The sequence below is a fragment of the Novosphingobium sp. PY1 genome (genome assembly GCF_017312445.1).
Lineage (GTDB): Bacteria > Pseudomonadota > Alphaproteobacteria > Sphingomonadales > Sphingomonadaceae > Novosphingobium.
This window is the reverse complement of record NZ_BLTI01000001.1, coordinates 135717-153012: the sequence shown is the minus strand read 5'-3', so window position 1 is coordinate 153012 and position 17296 is coordinate 135717. Positions and strand designations below refer to the sequence as shown.

At 61.6% G+C, this 17296-nt stretch carries 12 protein-coding genes; 9 read left to right on the top strand and 3 right to left on the bottom strand.

Going from position 1 to position 17296, the window contains the following annotated elements:
- Positions 1-81: 81 nt before the first annotated feature.
- From J3474_RS00735 to J3474_RS00725, 3 genes are read left to right on the top strand one after another with little or no spacing between them, the layout of a single operon-like run.
- Complete coding sequence (locus J3474_RS00735) at positions 82-1068, top strand: MBL fold metallo-hydrolase (protein ID WP_207092768.1); 987 nt, start codon at positions 82-84, stop codon at positions 1066-1068.
- Positions 1058-2350 (top strand): fumarylacetoacetate hydrolase family protein, encoded by a 1293-nt coding sequence (locus J3474_RS00730; RefSeq protein ID WP_207092767.1) that lies wholly within the window; start codon positions 1058-1060, stop codon positions 2348-2350. The genes J3474_RS00735 and J3474_RS00730 overlap by 11 nt, the downstream gene beginning before the upstream one ends.
- A complete protein-coding gene (locus tag J3474_RS00725) occupies positions 2347-3393 on the top strand; it encodes an amidohydrolase family protein (protein ID WP_013834210.1) in 1047 nt (348 codons plus the stop codon). Before J3474_RS00730 ends, J3474_RS00725 begins: the two co-directional genes overlap by 4 nt.
- Positions 3394-3588: 195 nt before the next feature.
- Here J3474_RS00725 and J3474_RS00720 read toward each other — a convergent pair whose 3' ends face one another.
- The 3 genes from J3474_RS00720 to J3474_RS00710 all read right to left on the bottom strand — a co-directional run bounded on the left by J3474_RS00720 (position 3589) and on the right by J3474_RS00710 (position 7046).
- A complete protein-coding gene (locus tag J3474_RS00720; RefSeq protein ID WP_207092766.1) occupies positions 3589-4683 on the bottom strand; it encodes a glycosyltransferase family 1 protein in 1095 nt (364 codons plus the stop codon).
- Between the two features lie 3 nt (positions 4684-4686).
- Positions 4687-5502 (bottom strand): hypothetical protein, encoded by an 816-nt coding sequence (locus J3474_RS00715; RefSeq protein WP_207092765.1) that lies wholly within the window; start codon positions 5500-5502, stop codon positions 4687-4689.
- A 65-nt stretch (positions 5503-5567) separates the two neighbouring features.
- The gene (locus tag J3474_RS00710) at positions 5568-7046 is read right to left on the bottom strand and encodes an oligosaccharide flippase family protein (RefSeq protein ID WP_242528116.1); all 1479 of its coding nucleotides are present in this window, start codon (positions 7044-7046) and stop codon (positions 5568-5570) included.
- A 268-nt stretch (positions 7047-7314) separates the two neighbouring features.
- Here J3474_RS00710 and J3474_RS00705 point away from each other — a divergent pair, with 268 nt between their 5' ends.
- From J3474_RS00705 to J3474_RS00680, 6 genes are all read left to right on the top strand, one after another.
- Entirely contained in the window at positions 7315-8115 is an 801-nt protein-coding gene (locus J3474_RS00705; RefSeq protein WP_207092763.1) for a sulfotransferase, read from the top strand.
- Positions 8116-8428: 313 nt separating this feature from the next.
- Positions 8429-9142 (top strand): sugar transferase, encoded by a 714-nt coding sequence (locus tag J3474_RS00700; protein WP_242528115.1) that lies wholly within the window; start codon positions 8429-8431, stop codon positions 9140-9142.
- Between the two features lie 62 nt (positions 9143-9204).
- The gene (locus J3474_RS00695) at positions 9205-10557 is read left to right on the top strand and encodes an FAD-dependent oxidoreductase (protein WP_207092762.1); all 1353 of its coding nucleotides are present in this window, start codon (positions 9205-9207) and stop codon (positions 10555-10557) included.
- The gene (locus J3474_RS00690; protein WP_013834218.1) at positions 10557-11807 is read left to right on the top strand and encodes a polysaccharide pyruvyl transferase family protein; all 1251 of its coding nucleotides are present in this window, start codon (positions 10557-10559) and stop codon (positions 11805-11807) included. Before J3474_RS00695 ends, J3474_RS00690 begins: the two co-directional genes overlap by 1 nt.
- 94 nt (positions 11808-11901) lie before the next feature.
- Positions 11902-13647 carry a hypothetical protein gene (locus J3474_RS00685; protein WP_242528114.1) on the top strand — a complete coding sequence of 582 codons (1746 nt, stop codon included), beginning with the start codon at positions 11902-11904 and terminating at the stop codon, positions 13645-13647.
- A 471-nt stretch (positions 13648-14118) separates the two neighbouring features.
- Positions 14119-16842 (top strand): S8 family serine peptidase, encoded by a 2724-nt coding sequence (locus J3474_RS00680; RefSeq protein WP_207092761.1) that lies wholly within the window; start codon positions 14119-14121, stop codon positions 16840-16842.
- The last annotated feature ends 454 nt before the right edge of the window (positions 16843-17296 follow it).

The following is a 17296-nucleotide window of genomic DNA, read 5'->3' as shown; positions in this document are numbered from 1 at the left end:
GTCGCGGACGCTAGACGCAAACATTATTCTTGTGAACAGGAATTAAGGCGCTAGAGTCGGCGCAGATGAAGGAGGCATCCAATGGCGAATTGGCCATTCACGCAAGGCGTACATGATATCGGCAACGGCGTTTACGGCTATGTTCAACCCGACGGCACCTGGGGCTGGTCCAATGCCGGCCTGATCGCATCACGCGGCGAAACGCTACTGGTCGATACATTGATGAGCCGGTCGCTCACCCGCGACATGCTGAATGATTTTGCCCGCGTACCGGGGGGAGATCATATCGACAGACTGGTCAACACCCATGCCAACCCCGATCATTTCGTCGGCAACGGACTGGTCGAAGGCGCCGAAATCATCGCCACGCGCGAAACCGCAAGCGAGATGGCCGATTTCAACCCACAGCAATTCGCCAGCCTGCCCGACAACTGGGAAAAGATGGGTGATGCGGGCGCCTTCCTCTATGAGACGATGGGCCGCAAGTTCGACTGGACCGACCTGGACTCCGTTGCCATGCCGACGCGCACATTCGAGCATCGGCTGACGTTGAGCGTGGGCGACAAGCAGGTGGACCTCGTCGACCTCGGCCCGGCGCACACGACCTCGGATACAATCCTGTGGATTCCCGACGATCGCGTGGTTTTCACCGGCGACCTGCTGTTCAACGAAGGCCACCCGATCATGTGGGAAGGCCCCGTAGAGAACTGGATCGCCGCCTGCGACCATATTATCACGCTTGACCCGCAGGTGGTCGTGCCCGGTCATGGGCCGATCACGGACAAGTCGGCTGTCGCCAGCCTGAAGGCCTATTTCGAATACGTTCGCGAGGAGACCCGCAAGCGTTATGAGGCGGGGATGGGCTGGAAGGAAACCGCGCGCGACATCAATATGCGCGAATATCGCGGCTGGACCGATCCTGAACGGATCGTCGCCAATGTCTTTTCGCTCTATCGCCAATGGGGCGTGGAGATGCCGCCCGAGGATGCGCGCGACCTGTTCGGCGAGATGGGACGCTACAGCCGTGAATTGGCGGCGCATGCTGACGGCTGCGGTCATGACCATTGATCTGAACGAAACGCATGATCCCGCACGTCGATCATGGTTCGCATCCGCCAATTCCGACGATACCGATTTTCCGATCCAGAACCTGCCGTTCGGCCTCTTTCGTTCAGCCGGCCGGACGCGAGGCGGCGTAGCGCTGGGCGATGCGATCATAGACCTTGATGCTCTGCTCGAAAGTGGCCTGATCGATGGTCTGGCGTCGAACGCAGCACGCGCGGCATCGGGGGAAACACTCGCACCTCTGCTGTCTTGCGAGCCCGCGGCGGTCAGCGCCTTGCGCGCGCGCCTCTCAGACCTTTTCCGCCGGGGCGGCGGCGGCGATCCGAACATCCTGCAGAACATGCTGGTGCCCATGGCCGAGGCAGAATTGCTGCTGCCGCTCAAACCCACAGCCTTTACTGATTTCTGCACGTCCATCGACCACATTGTCCGCATGGGCGGCGCCCCACCCAAGCTCGCGGCAATGAGCCTGCCGGTCGCCTATAACGGGCGCGCCAGTTCAGTCGCAGTCAGCGGGAAACCGGTCGTGCGCCCCAGCGGCCAGTACGAATTGCCAACGGGCAGCGGCGCAGTCAGATTCGGCCCGGAGCCGATGCTCGATTTCGAACTGGAATTCGGCGCTTGGCTGCGGGCGGGCAACGCCTTGGGAGAACCGGTGGGCATGGCCGATGCGCATGCATCGCTATTCGGCTGCTGTCTCGTCAATGACTGGTCTGCGCGCGGCATCCAGTTCTTCGAGTCCATCCTCGGCCCGCATCTGGGAAAATCATTCGCCACCACCATCAGCCCCTGGATCGTGACCATGGAAGCGCTCGCACCCTTTCGCGTAGCCGCTCGCGGGCGCGCTGAAACGGAAGCGCCCGTTCCTGCCCACCTGCTCTGTCCTGACGATCAGGCGCGTGGCGCAATCTGCGTCGAACTCACCGCCGAGCTCTCCAATAATACGGGCGCTTCGCAGCGAATTTCGCGCAGCAATCTGCGCGACCTGTTCTGGACCCTGACCCAGATGGTTGCGCATCAAGGCTCGAATGGCACTCCGCTGGAAACGGGCGACCTTATCGCTACCGGAACCGTCTCCGGCCCGCAGGATGAAGCCCGCGCCTGCCTTGCCGAGATCACCTTGCGCGGCGGGGCGCCGATCCGCCTACCCGACGGCAGCGAACGCACGATGCTGGAAGATGGCGACACGTTGACCCTGCGCGGCCGCGCTATGGCCGAGGGCTTCGTACCAATAGGATTTGGCCCTTGCGCGGGCACCATTCACCCAGCACGGAGTTTTACATGACCCTTTTCACTTGCGGCGAGCGCAAGCCGATCCCCGTGCACGCGCGAGGCAAGCACCTGGTCGTCGACATTCATTGCCACCTCGGCATTCCTGCCGCAGACGCCATAGTTCAGGCGAAGTATCCGGGACCGCCTCCCGGCATCAACGATTTCACCAGCGCCAAGACAGCTGAAGTCAACCGCGCCCAGTTCGCCAGCATCGGGCGCACTCTCAACACGCTGGACACCCGCCTCGAGGACATGGACCGACTGGGTATCGACGTGCAGGCCATCTCGCCCAGTCCGGGGCAGTACTTCTACTTCACCGACGCCGAAACCGGCCGCGATGCGGCTCGCGCCGTCAATGACGGGATGGCACAGGCGGTCGCGCAACATCCGGACCGGTTCGTCGCAATGGGCTCGGTTCCGCTGCAGAATGTCGAGATGGCTGTCACGGAAATGCGGCGCTGCGTCAAGGATCTGGATCTGCGTGGGATCGAGATCAGCACCAACGTGAACGGCATGGACTTTCATGCCGAAGCGCTGCGCCCCTTCTGGGCCGCCGCCGAAGAACTGGGTGTTCTCATCTTCATCCATCCACTCGGCTTCACGCACGCGCAGCGGATGAGCGAGTATTACTTCAATAACCTGATCGGCAATCCCCTCGAATCCACGCTGGCAATCGGCCACATGATCTTCGGCGGCGTTCTGGACCGTTATCCGGGCCTGCGCATCTGCGTGGCCCACGGAGGGGGCTATATCCCGGGTTATTGGGGCCGCATGGATCATGGATGGCGCGCACGCGGCGATTGCAGCGAACATTGTCAGCACCCGCCCTCCAGCTATCTGCGCAAACTCTGGCTCGACACACTGGTTTTCGACCGGGACGAACTGGACAACCTTGTGCGCACCCATGGCGCGGACAAGCTGTGCCTTGGCACCGATTACCCCTTCGATATGTCAGAGCCCGATCCTGTAGATTTCCATGCAAGGCTCGACGCTGCTGACCGGGCCAAAATCCTCGGCCTCAATGCAGCCGCCCTGCTGGGACTGGAGGTGACGTGAGACTGATTGACCGGGGCATGGGCAAGTATCAACATCCCGTGCTCAAAAGTCATGATCGACCTAATTGCGCAGGTGTGTAGCAATGCGGCACAGCGCGACAAGAGATGGCGCAGGAATTTGTCGAGACCGATACGCTCATCGACGCGGCGATCAGACATTTCGGCCGAATCCCGCTGGCCCGACCAGATGCCGCCATCACGTGCGTCCTGGCCCTGCCGGAACCAGCGCGGTGACCAACTCGGCCAAACGCGAGCCGGCGGCATCCCACGATAGCGCCGCAGCTCGATGGCGGCCGCGCGAGCGCTGGCGCTCCGCCAATTCGGTATCCTCCAGCAAGGTCAGGATCGCCTCCCGATAGGCCTGAGGATCGTCCGCTTCGACCAGCAGGGCCGCGTCGCCGCAGACTTCCGGCATTGCGCCAGCACGAGCCGCCACCACCGGGGTATTGCAGTGCATGGCTTCGACCGGCGGCAGCCCGAACCCTTCGGTCAAGGAAGGGAAGACGAAAGCGCCTGCCGAGCCGTAAAGCGCGCGCAGTTCGCTGTCGGAGACGAAACCGGTGAAAATCGTCCCTTCGGGCGGCCTCCAGCCAGCACGCCGGTAATCCACCTCGTCAGGGCCACCGGCGACGACCAGCCTCTGCCCCCCCGGCAAGGGCGAGGCCATGGCATCGAACACACAGCGCAGGTTCTTGTAGACCTTGGTCGATCCGATCGTCAGCAAGTAGCCGCCGGGCAGCAGCCCATGGCGGCGCAGGACGGATGCATCTTCCGCCTCCGCGAGGATATGGTTGGTCCCGTTGTGAACGACCTCGATCTTCGTTGCCGCACCGATGCCGTGCGCGATCAACGATTCCCGCGCGAAGTGCGACACGGTAAGGATCTTGCGCGCACGCCGCGCGATGCGGGGCAGAAGCACGCGATAGGCCCGCGCCTGCCGCCCGCTGTAATCGTCAGGGTAGAGGAAAGTCTGCGCATCGTGAATCATGACCACCGAATTGCCATGGGCAAGGGGAGCGAGATTGCAGAAGTTCACCAGCAAATGCCCACGTGCTCGGGCCGGCAAAGTGAGCATTTCCCATCCCTGCCCGGTGCCGAACACTCCCTTCGCCACGCTGGGAGCGAGATCCCGGAAGCTGGCAGGCACCTCCGCGCCCTGCGGTGCGAGGACCTGCACCCGGTGTGCCTCCCCGGCCCGCCGGATCAATTCACGCGCATAGAGTGCCGCCGTGCGATGCACCCCGTTGAGCGGTGCACCGAGGAATTTGCCGTTGATCGTAATGGCCACCATGATTCAGGCCACGGACCTGATTTCCAGCCGTTCGGCAAAGGCCACAGCTTCGGCATGCAGACGGACATCTGCGGCATAATAGTCCGATATGAACCTCTCCACATCCGGGCCGAGATCGATCGAGTCATACCGGCCTGCCGCGTCGGCAAAAATGCCGCTGTTCCTCCAGAGCGGATATATCGCCTTCTTTAGTGCCAAGGGCAGGACCCGTCTCCCCACCATTCGCGCGGCCGGTTGAAGTGCACCTGCCCATTTGCGCGGCTCGCGTCGGACGTGATCGTGGGCGAATTCCAGGTGCAGGCCGGTCTCGATTGCCAACCAATGCGCAGCGCTGCCGATATGTTCGAGCGGGAAAAGCGCAGAAACGATCCGCTCACCGCCATGATCAGCATAGTCCACTTGCCGTGAGAAGTGGATGTACTCGACATCGGCAAAGTCATCGCGCCCATCAAGCCATGCGCAAACATGCTCCGCTTCTTGACGAACTCGAAAGTCGTCGGCTCGGATCGATCGCATATCCGCGAATTCTCCAAGTCGCTGCATCAGCGCCGAAAAGAACCGATCGCGCGGAGGTCGCGTGAGAATGAAACTGCGGGCGGACCGTATCGTTGCCCATGTCTGCGGAAAGTGCCCCGCTATGATCGGCAGCGGCAGATGCGCCGGCTTGACGATACCGAGCCCGTGTACTTCGACTTCCTCGTCCATCGCCCGTTCGGCTCGCGCTTCGTTGACACCAAGATCGCTCGCCAGAAACGACCACGAGAGAGCCGCATGGCGTGAAAGCGCATGACGCACGCTCTTTCCGGCATTCTTGGGCACATGAAGAAACACCAGGTTCTCGGCAGGACAGTGAAGCATGGCTTGATCTCCCGGATAAGTCGCTGTCAGCCCGAAAAGGCATGGAGACTGAAGATGCGCAGACGGGCCGACAGAGCGAGGAACAGCGCGCCCATTACTGCCGCAACCAGGAGGCCGGCAAAGAGCGTTTGTGCGGCCGAGAATCCCGCCAGCGGCAGGACCTGATACCGGACGGCAGCAAGTGCGAGGCCATAGGCAAGCGCCAGCGCGCCGGCGCCGAGAAAACGCCGACCGGCAGCGCCGATATCGACCCCGCCACGACGGCGCATGAAGAAGAACGCCAGCCCCGTCATCGCAAGAACTGCGAGAACCTGCCCCCAAGCCAGCGCACCAAGTCCGAAGGGCGCCGTCACCGCGATGGCGGCAACCGACAGCGTGCCGGCAATAAGGTTGAACAGCAGCACCCAACTCGTCCTGCCCAGCGCAGCGAAGACCGGCTCGACGAGGGACTGCCCTACTCCGGCCATTCCCCGCAAAGCCATCGCGGCGGTAACGGCGAGGGCCCCCCTGTACGAAGGCTGGAAGAACGCGGCTATGGCGTCTGCCGCAAGCACGATCACTACCGCCCCGACCATTCCGCCGAGCAAGGCGATCGTTCCGGTAAAGCGCGCGAGGACGGCGCCGAGTTCCCGGTCATCGCGGGCCGCCGCTCCGAACTGCGTGGCCGCGAAGTTGCTCATCGGCTGCATCGCGATATCGGTCGCTCCGGTGGCGACGCGGTTGCCGAACCGGTAAAGGCCAACGGCGCCCGACGAGTAGAACAGGCCGAGCAGGATATCCCCCGCATAGCGCGACAGGAACCCCAGCAGGCGCGAAAGATAGAGACCGCCCGAAAACCCGGTCGCGTCAATGGCCAGTGCACGAGAGAAGCGCAGGCCGGGCCTGTCGCGCCCGAGCACGGCGAACAGCACGGCCCCTGATATCACCCGTATATAGCGCAAGGCAACGAGCGCGTAGAGCGAATGCCAGAACCAGATCAGGAACCCACCAGCCAGGAGAGCGATGAGGTTCTGCAGGAACATGATCGTGAAATTCAGCATCACGGCCCGTCTGCGCAGCAAGGCCGCTGAAGACCATGCCCCGATGCTGGCAAGGGGCTGGATCAGGGCGAGCAGGACAATCACGTTGCCCAGGTGCCTTGCACCGAAAAGCCACTCGATCGGATAGGCCGCCGCAGCCAGGACCACGGACGCTGCGGTGACGAGCCCAAAGATCAGCCAGAAGCAAGTCGACAGCACAACGCCCTCTTCCTGCCTTGCATTGAGAATGAACTGATAGAAGCCGGTGTAGGTCAGCGTCTGGATCAGGACGACGAACACGATCCCCAGGGCATAGACCCCGTATTCGGCCGGCAGCAAAAAACGGGCAGCCAGAAAGGTCATGACGAGAGTCGACACCTGCTGCAGCGACCGCGCCACAAATGCAAAGAGCGCGATGCCGCCGCGCCTTCCGGACGCGTGCAGATCCCTGACCCGGCCCACCGTGGTTTCCAATTCTGCAGCCATCCTTCGCTTCAACTGATCCTCGTGCACCGGGCCGGGCGGACGCAGCAGATCCTGCATGCGATCGACTGGCCTCAATTCGGGAGAAACAGGCCCACCGGGCTAGGCCGCCTGTCACGCGTCACGTCTGGGTGACCACTGGCATGTAGCGGCCGCGGCCCCGCAATCCCAAGCGCGACTAGCTCCACGATGGACCCAATTCCGGCGGCGTCCTGCCGGCCGAACCGTTAGGGACTAGCCCTTCCCAGACTATCAAGGAGGCGTCCGCCCGATGATCCAGGCCCTTCGCGAAACGGGCAAGCGCTCTGCCGGCTGGCTCTTGAGCCGCACGAGCGATCTCTACAGCTATCGCAATTGCGTCTTTGTCCTCGCGCACATGCGTTGCGGCTCCACCGCCCTGGCCAACATCCTGTGTTCGCGCGACGACATCAGCGGCTATGGCGAAGCCCATGTGCGCCACGACGGCCCCGGCGCCCTTGGACGATTGGCGATCAACCAGATGCGGCGCAAAGGCTGGCGCCCAGAAGCACGGTTGCTGTTCGACAAGGTCCTGCACAACCGGCACGACGCGGACGCCCAGCCCGAATTCTTCGAAGCGCGCGCCATTTTCATGGCGCGCCACCCGGATGAGTCGATTGCCTCCATTGCCGATCTCTTCGTCCGGCTCGGACGCCAAGCTTACGATACGCCGCTCAAGGCCGCCGGCTATTACGCAGAACGTGCCGAGGCGCTGGCAAGGCTCTGGACCCGCTTTCCTCCCCACCGCCGGATCGGCATTCTACACGAACGGCTCCTGCGCGACCCGGATGAGACACTGGCACGGATTTCTGGGCGCCTGCGCTTCACCCCCCCACTCAAGAACGAATACATAAGCACCGCCGCATCGCGGGAACGTGGCGGCGGCGATCCCCTCATGAGCGGACTGTACAACCGGATCGAACCGGCGCTCCTTCGTCCGAAAGGGAAGTCGGTCATGGCCGACCTGCCCGCCCCCCTGCGGAAACGAGCGAATGAAGCCTACCTACTGCTTGCAGACCTGTTCGAAGAACGCCTTGAAGGCGCTGTTATTTAAATACATCGCGGCCAATCGCTTCAATTTCGGAATATTTATGGAAATTACCCGGTAATTATACGGATAAACAGTCAAGGTGTCTGGCTGATGAACATTTACCGCCGAATGCGAGCCATCCCCAATAGCCTAAGTTATACTATAAATATCATATTCTTAAAGCCCTAACGCCTCCAGGCAATCGTTGCAGAATCCCCACTAGAGTTCAATCTGGTGCAGTATGGAGGCAACTTCGATTGTGAGCCCAATCTGGCCGATGATACTCCGATGAAGACGATTATCGACAGTACAAACTGCGGCAACACGGGGGTATCCGGTGAACAAACCAATCATGGAAATAACCGTCACTCGAAATGACAACTATTTCCTGCCAGATACTGCCGACGATCACCCTTCAGCACCGAGCCCTTCGCCAGTTCTCGCAGCATTCCTCTGGCGATCATTCGATATCGTCGTCGCCGTGGCACTGCTGCTTCTTGTCCTGCCCTTCCTCGCCCTGCTTTCGGCGGTACTGCTGGCAAGCGATCCGGGGCCCCTCTTCTACAAGCATCGGCGCATCGGCTTCAGCGGCCGCTACTTCGATTGCATCAAGTTCCGGACGATGAAGGTCGATGGCGATGCCATCCTCTCGGTCCACTTGCGGCACAATCCGGAAGCCCGACAGGAATGGAACGCGACCCGAAAACTGAAGGATGACCCCCGCGTAACCCGGATCGGTGTGCTCGTCCGAAAGCTGAGCCTGGACGAATTCCCCCAGCTCATCAATGTCCTGCGCGGTGAGATGAGCATTGTCGGTCCTCGCCCGATCGTCGAAGCCGAGGTTGAACGTTACGGACGCCACTTCGAACACTATTGCCTTGTGCGCCCAGGCCTGACCGGGCTGTGGCAAACAAGCGGACGCAGCGACACCTCCTACCAGCAGCGTGTCAGTCTCGATGTCGCCTATGTCTCCCGCAAGGGCCTGCTGCTCGATACCTGGCTGATCTGCAAGACGGTGCCGACCGTCATGCTTGCACGCGGGTCCTATTGAGATGAAGCCCTGTCCAGCGCATCGACAGCGATGCGGGCACCCTCGTTGCAGGCGATCTGCACATGCTTGATCCCAGGCCCTCGCACGCCGCCGAAACCGTGGTGGTGCTCGGCGCCGGCATTGCCGGACTCGCTGCAGCCGATCGACTTGCCGATGCGGGATTTCGCGTCACGGTGATCGATCGACGCAGTGCGTGCGGCGGCATTCACCGTTCGCGCCAGATCGGCGAATATACCTTCGATGTCGGCTGCATCTTCTATGAAGACAACGCCAAGATCTTCGCACTGGCACCGGACATCAAGGAACTGTGCCCCGAAGTACGGCGCATTCAACGCCGCATAAGCCCCTCCGGCAATCTCCTGCATTACCCTCTCGACATTCGGGAGATCATCTCGGAACATGGCCTGCGGCTGTGGCCCGCCGCGCTCGACCTTGCGCTTTCCCGTATTCGCGTAAAACGAGACGGAACGCTCGATGCCATTTCCCGTCAACGACTGGGCAGCCGCTTCTTCGACGCGACTGGCCTCCGTGCCTACATGGCGCGCTATCATCATCGCCCACCCAACCAGATCGACGAAGAGTTCTTCTTTTGCCGTATGGGCCAGATCGAAAAGTCGACACGCCTTAATGTCCTACTGCGCACCGGCCTGGCCTCGCTCCTCAGATCTTCCCGCAGTCAGGAACCGAGGAGACGCCCCTTGCGCGTGCGCCCGCAGCGCGGGTTCGATATCGTGTTCGATCGGATCGCAGCCGCATTAGCGGCCAAGGGCGTTCGTTTCGAGCTGGGCCAGGACCTGCAGGCGATACGCTCCGACGGCAAGGTCCACATGCTGCGGACCGACAAGGCATGCCACTTCGCCGACGTCGTCGTCAGCACCATACCGATCGATACACTGCACCAAGCCCTTTTCGGCACGGCATCCGGCCTCGTTTCGCTGGACATGACAACCCTGTTCGTCTCGGCTCGCTGGATTGATCCGGAAGCAGGAAATGTCCTTTTCAACTTCCACCGTGACGGTCGCTGGAAGCGCGCAACGATATATTCCCGGATCTACGCCAAGAGCGTGATCCGGCGGGAATACCTCGCAGTCGAGACAACCATCCCGCCGGGCGGTCAACATGACCCGCTTTCGGCTTTCGACGATTTCTGTCGCCATGCCACCGTTCTCGGTGTCGCCCACGGGCTGTCGCTGGAAGGCCATGAGCGGGTAGCAAATTGCTATCCGCTGCATACACCGGGCACGAGGGCGAGAGTGCAATCGCTTCTCGCGAAGATCTCATCCAAGGGCATCGTCACGGCAGGGCGGCAAGGGCGCTTCGAATACCTGCCGACATCCAGCGGAGTCATTCGGCGCGTCATCGAGGAGCTCGAAGTCGCCGGCCTCGCCAAGCCTTCTCGTGAACTGGCCGCCTGATGACGCAGGGCCTGACACAGCCGCTTGACAATATCGAAGCCTTGCCGCGGGTCGGCCCGCGCATTCGGCTATTCAACGTGAAGTTCAGCCCCAACCTGGGCGACGGCCTGCTTTCCGAATGCCTCGAGCAGGCGCTAATCGATGCCGGGGCCAGCGCTGATACCTGGTCGATCGACTTGGCGGCGCGTACCGCCTACGGCGAAGGCGCAGAGGGTAGAGCGCTGAAAATGCGCGTCTTGGGCACCTTCCCCGACCCGGTGCGCAAGTTGGCCGTTCGCGCGCCCCTGGCGATTCAGGGCCGGCGATCCTGGATGCCGCACTACCTGCGATCGCTCGAAGGAGCCCAGTGTGCCGTTATCGGCGGCGGCAACCTGATCGCCGATCTCGACCTGAACTTTCCCACCAAACTGTCACTTGCCCTTGCGGCAGCAGCATGGCGGAACTTGCCCGTGTTCATATACGGCTGCGGCGTATCCTCCGGATGGAGCCGCCAGGGCCTGACCCTCATGAAAGCCGCCGTGCGACGGGGAAATATCCGAAAGGTATGGGTGCGCGACGAACGATCCCGCCGGATATGGAACGAACTGATCGGCCACGATACGACTCTTGCAGCCGATACTGTGCGCGACCCCGGGCTGCTCGCCAGCTCGCGCTACGCCATCCGCACAAGGCCATTCGCCCGGAGTGAGCCGCTGATCGGCCTCAACCTGACAAGCCCGCTGGCGGTCCGCTACCACGCCAGCCATGCCCCCGGCGAAGCAGAACTGACTGAATGGTATGTCGAACTGGCACGCAGCCTGCTCGATCGCGGATACAGGCTGGCGGTGTTCTCCAACGGCAGTCCGGAAGACCGCGAATATACCTGCCGCCTGCATGCCCCGCTCATGCGCCTGGACAAGCTGGGCCGCGTAAGCTTTCCGGTGATTGACACACCCGCCGAACTCACCAGGCTGATCGCCGGCTGCGCCGGCATTGCGGCGTTCCGCATGCATGCGATCATTGCCGCCTATTCCTGCGGCGTGCCATTCCTGGCCCTGAGCTGGGACCCTAAGCTGGAGTCCTTCGTGCGCTCGGTGAACCGCGCCGATTGGCTCTGCCCACCGGTACGGACCTCCAGTAAAGATGCCGGTGAACAACTCATCAAGGCCATGGATCAGGGCATCGCGCCCGGTGAACGCGCGCGGGTAGCCGGGCAGACGCGGCAAGGCGTGTCCGATCTGCTGGCCGAGATCTATCGCGCGATCGGATAGCATGAGCTGCACCCTGCTCAATCGCCCGACTGGATCGAGGATGCGACTCAAATGGCTAGCGGCCATCCCGTGTCTCGCACTGGCCTGCGCCTCCGTGCAGGCAGCGGACGAAAGCACGGAGGCCATTGCGCCGACGACGGCCACCGCCCACAACACCAGTCGTCGTCCGATGGAATTGGGGGCTGCATCGAACTTCTCGCAAGGATGGAGTCCCGGAACGTTTCAGGCCGCCGTGCAATTGCCGGTGCGCCGCTTCCGAGACGGCATTCGCTGGGGCGAGGTTGAGCGCAAACCGGGCCGCTACGATTTCGACAAACCGCGCACGGCCTATATGGCGCAGATCGGGCAGGCCGGAGCGCATCTGACCTTGACTCTCAACTGGGGCAATCCGCTCTACGATGACGGCAAGACGCCACATTCTGCCGAAGCGCTTGAAGCCTTCGGCCGTTTTGCCGCCGCCTTGGTTGCCCGCTTTCCTGCCATAGACCGGCTCGAGATCGGCAACGAGTTCAATGGCGGCAATTTCGTAAACGGTCCTGTTGCCAAGGCCGGGCTTGAGCAGCGCCGTCGCTATCACCTCGCAATGGTTCGCAGCGCCGCGCGGTATGCCAAGGCCGTGCGCCCTCAAGTAAAAGTGCTGGGCGGCGCCACCCATTCCCTGCCGGCGGGCTATCTCCGCCCCCTGCTGGAGGAAGATGTCCCACCTGTTATAGAGGGGCTTGCCGTTCACCCTTACACAACGGCGATCGACCAACTCCAAAGACAGATTGCGGTGCTGCGCAGAAGTGCACGTGCGGCACAGGTGCCGCTATATGTCACGGAATTCGCCAGTCGCGACCCGACCCGCGCCGCCGACGATCTGCTCAGGGCCTATGCGACCCTCTCGGCGGCCGGCGTGCAGGAGATGGACTGGTATCCACTCAATGAGCGGGGCGATGGGCACGTTCCGCTGCTCGGCCGCAACCAGAGCCTGACCGGGGCCGGCCTCGCCTTCCGCTTGGTGCAAAGCCGGTTGGCGCGCCATGCAGCCATCAACATCAGCCCGGATCCCTTCACCTTCATCCATGCCTTCGGACCCAGGACCTGGGCGCTATGGGGTGCGCCCCGCCCGGTTTTCGCCGATGGCAGCATTGTTCGCGCTTTCGATGCAACCGGCTCGCCCCTGTCAGTCGATGGACTGCAAATGGCGGCGGATCGCGCGATCATGCTCGTCGGTAGCAAGCCTCTCGTGCTGGGTGCCAACGTCCGCGTCGGCTGTAACCCGCTGATCGCAGACAGCTTTTACCAGTTCGCCTATCCTGATCCGGTCATCCCCACGAATTCGCAGGAGCCGGACGCTTTCGAGCGCTTCATCAAGATTGGTCGCAATAAGTTTGCACTGGAAACCATGCCCGGGCAACAGCGCCGCGGCGTACCCTGGACACCCTACCTTGGGCTGACGGACCTCCCCGGCTTGCGCCTTGCTGCCGACACAGTGGTCTTTGCGGGACGAACGCGGCGGGACACGAGTGCCGAGCGCCCAAATCCTGGTGCGACGGAAATCGTCCATCGCTATCTTGTCCGGCAATCCGATCGCCTCATGATCCGCGCCAGCTTTGCGCCCACTCAGGCTAGCGGCCCGGAATTACGCGTTTCGGTGGACAGCAATGACCGCCTGCTCCTGCAAAAGTCCAGCAAGTCTCGGCTCACCATCGAACAAGAGATAAAGGCAAAACGGGGCGACAGGCTTTCTATTACCCTCGCCGTTCCATCCGGAGCAAAGGCTGGTCCGATCACTTATCGTATCCGCCTGTTTGACCCCAAGAAATGTCCGGATGCGGTCGACGCCCTGACAAACTGATCGAGCCTTCAGAAGCGCCTTCCTGTATTGCCCCGATTCGCCCTCGCTCATCGCGACCGCGGAGGCTCGGCACGCCATCGAACCTGCCCGAAACTGACATTTCGCCATCGATTTCTACCAACTTTGCAGATTCCTCCTTTCCGCACCACTATGGAAACATCCCGAGGAATATGGCGATCCTGTGCCCTGCAGTGCAGACGGTCGACCTTCGAGCGAATGCGTTCTGACGTGACCTACCTCACGCAACGCACGCCAAAAAATTCAAAAAAGCGTAAGAATACTTAGAAACATCGCGTGGTCGAATACTTACCATCTACTGACCATTGGCAGCGAAATGGACCGAAAATGATTTACCACAAGAATACACACTCCATTTAAGAGGCGACCGATATCCGAATTGCACAGTCGCGGAAACAAAGGTGCTCGCCATAAGCACGAACCTGCGAACGAAGAAGTAACAAAGGGTCGCTCATGTCGGAAATTTTCAATGCCGTTGAGGCAGCCAGCAGCCTTGCGCCTGCCGGGCAGTATTACAATGACACCCGCGAGAACAAGCAATGGTATCTTGCCGGGTCTTCGCTCTCTTCGCTCAGCATCGATGTCTATTCGGTCTGGAAAGAATACGTCGGCACCGGCGTAAAGATCGGCGTCATCGATTCCCAGATCGATTACACGAATGCCGAGCTGAAGAAGGCCTACGACACCACGCACGATTACAACTTCGCGCTCAACACCGATGCCCCTGTCATCGATCCGAACGACCTTCCTCTCTTTCACGGCACATCGGTGGCTGGGATCATATCCGCCGAAGCCAACAATGACTTCGGAATCGTCGGCATCGCCTCGGGCGCAAGCCTTATCGGCCTTGGCATCGACTACAGTTCCGACGCGGCCACCGACCAGATCGTCTCCGCGCTAAAGGCCTCCACTGGCCTTGATGTCGTCAACAACAGCTGGAGCTTCGTCGCAAACCTGGCCGACAACTTCGCCAAGAACTCACAGTATCAGGATGCGCTGGTGGAACTCGCGTCCCAGGGCCGCGCGGGGCTTGGCACATCAGTGGTTTTCGCCGCGGGCAATGCCGGCACCTCCGGCACGTCGAACTACCACAATTTCCAGAACTCGCCCTATACGGTCGCGGTTGGCGCGGTCGATCCGAACGGGTCGCCGTCATCCTTCACCAGCCTGGGCGCCAATGTCCTGATCTCAGCGGCCGGACGGGACATCTATACCACCGACCTCAAGGATCGGTTCGATACGGTCAACGGCACCTCCTTCGCCGCACCGGCAGTATCGGCCGCCATCGGGCTGATGCTGGAGGCCAATCCCGAACTTGGCTATCGCGACGTCCAGCAGATCCTCGCTCGCTCGGCACACCGCGAAGGCCTCGCCGATTCCGCCAATTGGGGCGATGGCTGGCGGACCAATGGGGCTACCGACTTCAACGGTGGCGGCCTGCACTTCAGTGATGCGTTCGGCTACGGCTTCCTCAACGTACATGACGCGGTGCGCCTTGCCGAAACCTGGTCGAGCCAGAAGACGTTCGCCACCCTCGCCAAGATTTCCGAGACAGTCGAACTGTCACAGAACCTCGTCGCTGGATCGCGCGACCATATCTCGGTCGGCATCGAGGTCAGCGAGAAGATCGACGTTGAACACGTGCAACTGGCGATGGACCTGCGCTGGCTCAATACCGGTGATCTCGACGTCTACCTGACGTCGCCGGACGGCACCCAAGTGCGCCTAGTCTATGACATGCCTTACGACGACAGGATCGGCAACCTGCGCAATTTCACGCTCGATTCCGTCGCCTCGATGGGAGAGCAGTCGGCCGGGACCTGGACCGTGGACATCTACAATCGCAATCCCGATGCCACGGACAAGAGCGGCAACCCGCTCATCGGCGACTTGCAGGGCGTGACCCTGACGGTCTCGGGCGATGCCCATAATCTGGCCGACGATGTCTATATCTACACCGACGAATTCGGCTCGATCTATTCAGGCGCGGACCTCGCCGCGCGCAAGATCCTGCACGATACCGACGGGGGGAACGACACCCTGAACGCCGCGGCGGCGACAGGAAATTCCGTGATCGACCTCAGCGCGGCGACCCACAGCGTGATTGCCGGCGTATCGCTCACCCTCGACGCCAATGCGATAGAGAACGCCTTTGGCGGCGATGGCAACGACGTGCTGATCGGCAACAAGCAGGCAAACGTGCTGGACGCTGGACGCGGCGATGACGTCATCTACTTCAGTTTCGGCAATGACCATATCGACGGCGGACAGGGCAATGACACGTTGGTCCTCGATTGCAGCATCACGGCGCTCACCGGTCACGCTACTCAGGACGGCGAACTGGCGATTTCAGTGCGATCCGGAGAAGTGTCGAGGGTCTGCAATGTCGAGACTTTCAGCCTTGCCGATGGCCAGTACACCCTAGCCCAGATCCTTGGCAGACTGGACAGCGGATCTGTATCCGCGGACGTTCCCACAGCCGACGGGACGGACGAGCATGCGACGGACAGCGGAACCGATTCCGGCACCGACACTGGCAACAGTCCGGCGACCGGGTCGGAATCGTCCTTAGACGAAGCCACGCGCAGCTATGACAAGCACATGGCCGGAACCGAACTCGGCGAAAAGATCGTCGGAAGCAAAGTGGCGGATATGATCGAAGGACTGGCCGGCGACGACGTCCTGCTCGGTCGGGGCGGTGACGACGCGCTGCAGGGCGGCGAAGGCGACGACAAATTGATGGGCGGCGCCGGCAACGACCTGCTACAAGGCGGCAACGGCATGGACAAGCTCTATGGCGAGATCGGCATCGACAAGTTGATGGGCGGCGACGGCGACGACTTGCTCAGGGGCGGCGACGGCGGCGACTGGATCGAAGGCGGCAGTGGCAGCGATCGCCTCTACGGCGATGCAGGCTCGGACACCTTCGTATTCAACATGGCCGATCTCGACGGACTCGACGTGATCTACGACTTCAATGCCGCCGAGGGCGATCGGATCATGGTGACCGGCCTTGCCGCCAGCAGCGATGCGACCTTCGAATTCGTCACATCCGGCACGAGTACGTACTTCGAAATGCACCTCGACGGCAACGTGACGGAGATTGCCCGGATCAAGGGGGAAGGCCTCGACCAGCTCGGCCTGAGCGCCGCCGACATGGGCCTGATCTGGGCATAGCCCCTGGGGGGAGTCGGACGGTCGGTGCTTTTCCCGAATATAGAGCCCATGGGAAGCGGCGACCGTCCGATTTTTGCTTTCGCGTTCGACCGGTTAGGTTTCGTCCCTGCCATGGCGGGGACATTCTGCGTACGCGCAGTGCACGCTGCGGCAAGATAATGATCTGGATCGGATGATAGGCTCGTGCGCAGCGTTCCCTAGTGCTTGCTTGGAAATCCACACCGGAAAAGGCCCAGAAACCGCCTTCGATGCGCGGCCATGGGAAGAGGCCGCTCCGATACCGAGCCATCTAATCAGACAAAATGTCGTGAATTTAAGAGGGTTGGGCGCGTTCAATAACGCGCCTTGTTTCGTGCCGGGTCGTCGCGATCAGACCCGGCTCGCCGAAAAGACAAAAAGGGACGCCGGCACCTCGGAGTCGAGGCAGATCAACTGACGGATCGATTGGAAAGGA